This window comes from Paraburkholderia sp. GAS33 (genome assembly GCF_050436645.1).
In the GTDB taxonomy this organism is placed as follows: domain Bacteria; phylum Pseudomonadota; class Gammaproteobacteria; order Burkholderiales; family Burkholderiaceae; genus Paraburkholderia; species Paraburkholderia phenazinium_B.
In genome coordinates this window covers 36,084-42,879 of record NZ_JBNDMP010000025.1, presented here as the reverse complement: position 1 = coordinate 42,879, position 6,796 = coordinate 36,084, and the positions used below count along the sequence as shown (strand labels likewise).

Below are 6,796 nucleotides of genomic sequence, written 5' to 3'. Positions count from 1 at the left end.
ACCCGTTTATTGCGTTTCGCTACGGTCATCGTCGCTCCTGTTACTGGCAGTCTCCTGCCAAATGACCGTTTACACAAAACTATTTACACCCTCCCAACGGGCTCGTTCGTTGCGCTTGCCTGCATCGCCACTACCGCGCTGTATCAACCGCTCACGTATTCGCCGCTCGCCGCCGCATTGCTCTTTGTTCCTTTTCTTATTTTCGCGGCAGGCAATTCACTATTCGGGTTGCTAACCTGTCGTCCCGCGCGGCTTCTGGGCCTCCTCAGTTACAGCGTCTACCTGCTCCATAACTGGGTGTTGTATCTCGTTTCCCGTATGGTCCACCACTACACGGCGGTCGCGGGCTTGTCGCCCGTACGTTATTGGGCGCTTGCCGTCCCCGTCGTGCTGGCGACCGTCACCTTATCCGCCCTCACATATCGTTTCGTCGAATATCCCTGGATAGGTGGCATAGGGAAGGAAAATCGCCTCCGCCGATGGCGGCGCGTGCATTGAACAGATATTGTCCCAGCGCGAATCAACGACCACGCGAATTTCGACCGGTCAGTTCAATTGTCTATGGCGTAAGGTTGGGCCTGCGTGGCTTGTGCTGGTTGACTGAATCTGGCTGCATGGCGGTTACGTGCGCCCCAGAAAGCAAAAAGCCCAGTCGCAATGACTGGGCTAAGTGCTTGAATCTGTTGGTGCCGGAAAGAGGAATCGAACCCCCGACCTTCGCATTACGAATGCGCTGCTCTACCGTCTGAGCTATTCCGGCATCAGGAGAAACGAGATTATAGGGACTTTATTGACGCCTTGGCAAGCCCCCGGGTTCAACTTTTTGTTTCGAGATGGTAGCGGGTTACGCGGTCTACCTCGTTCTTCGAGCCGAGGAACACGGCCACCCGTTCGTGCAGGCTTTTCGGAACAATATCCAGAATGCGCTTCTCGCCGTTGGTTGCGGCGCCGCCTGCCTGTTCGACGATAAACGCCATCGGATTGGCCTCGTACATCAGGCGCAGCTTGCCCGGCTTGTCCGGGGAGCGCTTGTCCGCCGGGTACATGAAGATGCCGCCTCGGTTCAGGATACGATGCACATCGGCGACCATCGATGCGATCCAGCGCATGTTGAAGTCTTCCTGGCGCGGGCCGTCCTTGCCGGCCTTCAGTTCATCGATGTACTGATGAACGGGCGGGTACCAGTGGCGCTCGTTCGACGCGTTGATCGCGTATTCGCGCGTTTCGACCGGAATGGTCATGTCGCTTTGCGTGAGTACCCACGAACCCAGCTCGCGGTCGAGCGTGAAGCAGTTCACGCCGTTGCCGGTGGTCAGCACCAGCACGGTTTGCGGACCGTAGACGGCGTAGCCGGCGGCAACCTGCTGCGTGCCTGGTTGCAGGAACGACTGCTCAGTCGGCTGCTGGCCGTCCGGGCAACGCAACACCGAGAAGATAGTGCCGATCGACACGTTCACGTCGATGTTCGACGAGCCATCCAGCGGATCGAACACCAGCAGATATTCGCCCTTCGGATAGTTGGCCGGAATCGGCGAGAACTTCTCCATTTCTTCGGACGCCATGCCGGCCAGATTGCCGCCCCATTCGTTCGCTTCAAGCAGGATTTCGTTCGACAGGATGTCGAGATTTTTCTGCACCTCGCCCTGGACGTTCTCGCTGCCGGCGGTGCCGAGCGCGTCGCCCAGCGCGCCCTTGCTGACGTGGTAGCTGATCGCCTTGCAAGCCCGTGCGACGACTTCGATCAGCAGGCGTAGATCTGCCGGCAGGTTGTTGGTTTCGCGCTGCTGCTCGATCAGATACTTCGTGAGAGTGGTACGACGTTGCAAAGCCATTGCAGTACTCCGGTAAGGCGAAGGAATCCCGTGATTTTACCCGCTCGCTGTGTCTTTCCTGTGCCACAGAAAAATTTGAGGCGGAATGCGCGTGCTGCACCAGCACACACCACCGCCGTAGCAGGCGCCCAGCCGGTCCGGAAAGGCGAGGGAGTGCTGGCGTCGACCTCGAATCTCAGGCTTTGCGCGCTGCCTTCACAGCGGCAACGTTGCTGACCATGCTAGCGGCGTGGCTGACCGCGCGTGCGTGGCCACGCGGCATACCCGGCAGTTTCGGCCTCCGTGCGCGGGCGAGCGGTTCGATCTCGTTGGCGATCTGCTCGCCGGCTGCCTCAGTGGCGATGCGCAGGTCGTAGGCGATTTGCAGATTGAGCCAGAACTGCGCGCTTGCGCCGAAATAACGGCCAAGCCGCAGCGCGGTATCTGCCGAGATTGCGCGCTTGCCGAGCACTACGTCGTTGATGCGCGGCGTAGGCACACGCAGCGCTTTTGCCAGAGCGTTGACCGACATGCCGAGCGGATCGAGAAACTCGATGCGCAGGATCTCGCCCGGATGGACGGGCGCAATTTGCTCGCCAGTTTCGATGTCCGAAAAGTCGGTGCTTTCCAGCTCGGAGCGTTTGATGACCATGCTGGTCTCCCAATCAATCAGTGATAATCGACGACCTCGACATTCAGCGCCTCGCCATCCACGAAGTGGAAGCAGATGCGCCACTGCGCGTTGATGCGGATGCTCCATTGCCCGCTACGTAGCCCTTGCAGCGCCTCCGGGCGATTGCCGGGCGGCGTGTACAGGTCTTCAACCGAAACCGCGGCGTCGATCATGAGCAGCTTGCGATGCGCGGCGGACTGAATCTGCGTGGGTAACGAACGGACGAAGCCGCCTCTAAATAACAGTGCTGTAGCCTTGTTGCCGAATGTCGTAATCATAGGGATGATATAACGCCTCGCGTTAAACGTAAACCGTTAAATGAACGGGTTTACTTTCACCTCGGCGGCCCAACAAAAACAGTCGTCCGAATGGCCAACGCGTGTGTAGGACCGACTCCTACGGACTTTGCGGACGAAAAAAAGCCGGCCACATGCGCCGGCTTTCTCCTACCTGAAAGTACCCAGGCAGATCAGGCGAGCGCCTTCTCAACGATCTCGCGCACGTCGCGCGATTTCACCTCTGCCGCTACTTTCTCCAGGGCTGCGCGCATGCCGTCGCGCAACTTCGGCGTGAAGCGGCGCCACAGTTCGAGCGAGCGGGCGAGGCGCGCGGCGACCTGCGGATTCAGCGCGTCGAGCGCGATGACCTGCTCGGCCCAGAACGCGTAACCCGAGCCGTCTTCGGCGTGGAACTGTGCCGGGTTGGCCGCGCAGAAACTGAAAATCAGCGAGCGGGCGCGGTTCGGATTCTTCAAAGTGAACGCCGGATGAGTCATCAGCTTGCGCACGATCTCGATCACCGGACGTTGTGCGTTGCCGCGCTGGGTGGCCTGCAGGGCGAACCACTTGTCGATGACAAGCGGTTCCTTCTCGAAGCGGCGGTAGAAGTCGTCGAGCGCTTCCTGCGCCTGCGTGCCGCCGCCGGCCGCTGCAGCGTTGAGCAACGCGGACAGCGCGGCCGAGCGATCGGTCATGTTATTTGCAGCGGCATACTGCGCCGAGGCGAGGCGCACGGCTTCGGCCGGATCGTCCAGTTCGGCAAGATAGGACAGCGCAAGATTCTTCAACGCACGATGTCCGCTTGCCTTCGGCGTGGCTTCGTACTCGCCCGGCGTATGGTGCTGTTCGTACACCGCGAGCCATTCGTTCCTGAGCGCCGTGGCGAGGCGCTTGCGTACGAACTGGCGGGCAGCATGCACTGCAGCCGGATTCGACTCGGACATCTGCTCGGCCAGATACGCTTCGGATGGCAGAATCAGCGCCAGCTCACGGAACGCCGGCGAGAGCGATTCGTCGGTCAGCACGCGTGCGAACGCGGCGACGATCGAATCGTCTAGTTGCAACGGCGCGCCGGTCGCGGCACGCCCGGCTAGCGCGAGCAACTCGCGCGTCGCCAGTCGCTGACCGGCTTCCCAGCGGTTGAAAGGGTCGCTGTCGTGGGCGAGCAGGAAGGCGAGTTCGTCGGCCTTATAGTCGTATTCGACAATCACCGGTGCCGAGAAATTGCGCAGCAGCGAAGGCAGCGGCTTTTCGGCAACATCGACGAACGTGAAGGTTTGCTCGCTCTCGGTAAATTCGAGGACACGCGTAGTGCCCGGCGCCGCGCTCGCTTCGCCCTCGAGCCGCAGCGGCAGATCCGCACCGTCCTTGCCGATCAGGCCGATCGCAAACGGGATCAGCAGCGCACCCTTTTGCGTCTCGCGGGCGGCCGGTGCAGCGTCGCCGTAGCCTTGCGTGAGGGTCACGCGGTAGCTGCGAGCCGCAGCGTCGTACGCAGTCTTGACAGCCACACGCGGCGTGCCGGCCTGGCTATACCAGCGTTCGAATTGGGCAAGGTCGCGCCCGTTCGCGTCCGCCATCGCATGACGGAAGTCGTCGCAGGTCACGGCCTGGCCGTCGTGGCGCTTGAAGTACAGGTCCATGCCCTTGCGGAAGCCATCGCGGCCGAACAGCGTCTGATACATCCGCACGACTTCCGAGCCCTTCTCGTACACCGTCATCGTGTAGAAGTTGTTGATCTCGACGTAGCTTTCCGGGCGTACCGGATGCGCCATCGGACCCGCGTCTTCGGCGAACTGCATCTGGCGCAGCACGCGCACGTCTTCGATGCGCTTGGTGGCGCGCGCGGCTTCGTCGTGACCGTTGTGACCGCCCGCCATGTCGGCCGAGAACTCCTGGTCGCGGAACACCGTCAGGCCTTCCTTCAGGCTCAACTGGAACCAGTCGCGGCAGGTCACACGGTTGCCGGTCCAGTTGTGGAAGTACTCGTGGCCCACCACCGCTTCGATGTTGGCGAAGTCGGTGTCGGTCGCGGTTTCCGGGTTCGCCAGCACGTACTTCGTGTTGAAGATGTTGAGCCCTTTGTTCTCCATCGCGCCCATGTTGAAGTCGCTCACGGCGACGATCATGAAGCGGTCCAGGTCGAGTTCCAGCCCGAAGCGCTCTTCGTCCCAGCGGATCGAATGGATCAGCGAATCCATGGCGTGACGGGTCTTGTCCAGGTCGTGCGGTTCGACCCACACCTGCAGCAATTTCTCTGCGCCGGAGCCGCTCTTCACGCGTTCTTCGATGCACACCAGCTTGCCTGCTACCAGTGCGAACAGGTAGCAGGGCTTGCGGAACGGATCTTCCCAGCGGGCGAAATGGCGGCCGTCGGGCAGATCGCCTTCCTCGAGCAGATTGCCGTTCGACAGCAGCACCGGATACGCAGACTTGTCCGCGCGCAGCGTGACCGTGTAGGTCGCCATCACGTCCGGCCGGTCGAGGAAATAGGTAATGCCGTGAAAGCCCTCTGCCTCGCACTGGGTAAAGAAGTTGCCGCTGGACACGTACAGGCCCGAGAGCGTAGTGTTTTCAACGGGTTTGCAGATGCTCGTGATCGTCAGTTCGAAGCTGTCCGGTACGTTCTCGACGGTCAGCCCGTGTTCCGCCGGACGCACCGCGGTATATGGCGCGCCGTCGATGGCCGCGCTGACGAACTCGAGTCGTTCGCCGATCAGTTCGAGATGTGTCGCGTGCGCGGCGTCCGGATTGCGGCGCAGGCGCATCGTATTTTTGACGACTGTGCGTTCGGGCACGAGATCGAACTCAAGTGCCACGGTATCGATCAGGAAGGCGGGCGGCGCGTAGTCGGCGCGACGGATCACAGGGGGCGTTGCGGTATCAGCCATGGCGGTTTGTAAGAATAAGATATTGAGCCGGCGGCGCATCCAGTACGCACCGGTATGTCAGCCATTGTACAAAGAAAGCTCGGGCCGCTCTGCGGGTCGAACTTTTTGTCTCGGGGCCAGGTCAGCGTATGATCGGGCCGCCGCGCTTGCGTGCGGCGATTACTCGTAAGGATGAGGATGACCATGAAATCAGACCGTTGGACCGGGCGCGTCATGCTGATGCTGGTGGCGCTGACGGCACTGCTCTCCGGCTGCACCAGCTATGTGACCACCCAGGTGACAGCGTTCTCCGACTGGAGCGGCAGCGACGCGAGCCGTACTTATGCGTTCACGCGTGGCCCCGCGCAGCAGAACAGCCTGGAACAGCAGACCTACGAGGTGCTGGTGGCCAATGAGCTGGCCGTGCGCGCGTTCAGGCAGGTCGACGCACAGCAGGCTCATTATCTGGTTGGCCTCTCGTACGGCACCAAGAGCCAGGCCGTCAGCGTGACCGAGCCGGTGTTTTACAGCAGCCCGTGGCCGGGACCTTACTGGGGCCGTCCGATCGACCCGTGGGGTCCGTTCGGAGCGTTTCCTCCCGCCTATGTGACTTCCACTTACCCCGTGTTTACACATACGCTCGGCGTCCGCATCACGGACCGCGCGACCGGCAAGGAGGTCTACAACGTACTGGCGCGCAACGCGGGCGACGAGGCGTCGCTGGTGCGTGCCATGCCGTATCTGGCGCGTAGTGCGCTGGCGGATTTCCCGTTGAGCAATGGCGCGGTGCGCACGGTCAAGTTGCCGGTCGACAAGAATGCTGGGATGTCGAACGAGGCGGCCGGTGCGCCGGCGCCGGGTTCGCCGGTTGCGGCTCCGACAGTCGTGCAGTAAGAGCACGCAGCGAGCGGGGAGCTTGCTGGCCTTCGGCTAGCAAGATGCGACAGACGCGCAAGCAAAACGGCCCGGCGGGGTGAACCTGCCGGGCCGTTTTGCGTCGTAACGTTCGAAACTCGCGGCGCTAACTACCTGGCTTGCAGACCGTGGTGGCTCAGAACGCTCGAAGGAATGCACGGTGACGGCAGCTAACGCGTCGGGCCTGAGCGACGGCGCCGCCGCGGTGCTCGTGATGTCGGGAGCCGAACGCCGAGCGCGTCGAGCCAG

6 protein-coding genes, 1 tRNA gene and 1 pseudogene are annotated in these 6,796 nt (G+C 61.8%); 3 read left to right on the top strand and 5 right to left on the bottom strand.

The window, feature by feature from the left end:
- On the top strand, positions 1–498 hold a 498-nt coding region (locus tag P3T24_RS37775), incomplete at its 5' end, for an acyltransferase family protein (protein ID WP_429441766.1).
- Positions 499–684: 186 nt separating this feature from the next.
- On the opposite strand, the gene P3T24_RS37770 is transcribed toward P3T24_RS37775, so the two are convergent.
- From P3T24_RS37770 to pepN, 5 genes are all read right to left on the bottom strand, one after another.
- Positions 685–760 (bottom strand) — tRNA-Thr (locus P3T24_RS37770).
- A 55-nt stretch (positions 761–815) separates the two neighbouring features.
- Complete coding sequence (locus tag P3T24_RS37765; RefSeq protein ID WP_429441765.1) at positions 816–1,832, bottom strand: class 1 fructose-bisphosphatase; 1,017 nt, start codon at positions 1,830–1,832, stop codon at positions 816–818.
- A 175-nt stretch (positions 1,833–2,007) separates the two neighbouring features.
- Positions 2,008–2,463 carry a HigA family addiction module antitoxin gene (locus P3T24_RS37760; protein ID WP_429409186.1) on the bottom strand — a complete coding sequence of 152 codons (456 nt, stop codon included), beginning with the start codon at positions 2,461–2,463 and terminating at the stop codon, positions 2,008–2,010.
- Positions 2,464–2,480: 17 nt separating this feature from the next.
- Positions 2,481–2,762, bottom strand: coding sequence for a type II toxin-antitoxin system RelE/ParE family toxin (locus P3T24_RS37755; protein ID WP_429441763.1), 282 nt, complete (start codon positions 2,760–2,762; stop codon positions 2,481–2,483).
- Positions 2,763–2,953: 191 nt separating this feature from the next.
- Complete coding sequence (gene pepN / locus P3T24_RS37750) at positions 2,954–5,653, bottom strand: aminopeptidase N (protein WP_429441761.1); 2,700 nt, start codon at positions 5,651–5,653, stop codon at positions 2,954–2,956.
- 183 nt (positions 5,654–5,836) lie between these two features.
- Here pepN and P3T24_RS37745 point away from each other — a divergent pair, with 183 nt between their 5' ends.
- Together P3T24_RS37745 and P3T24_RS37740 are read left to right on the top strand one after the other, a co-directional pair.
- A complete protein-coding gene (locus P3T24_RS37745; protein ID WP_429286946.1) occupies positions 5,837–6,526 on the top strand; it encodes a DUF4136 domain-containing protein in 690 nt (229 codons plus the stop codon).
- Between the two features lie 166 nt (positions 6,527–6,692).
- Positions 6,693–6,767: pseudogene (locus P3T24_RS37740) on the top strand (hypothetical protein); the annotation flags it as partial.
- Positions 6,768–6,796 lie beyond the last annotated feature (29 nt).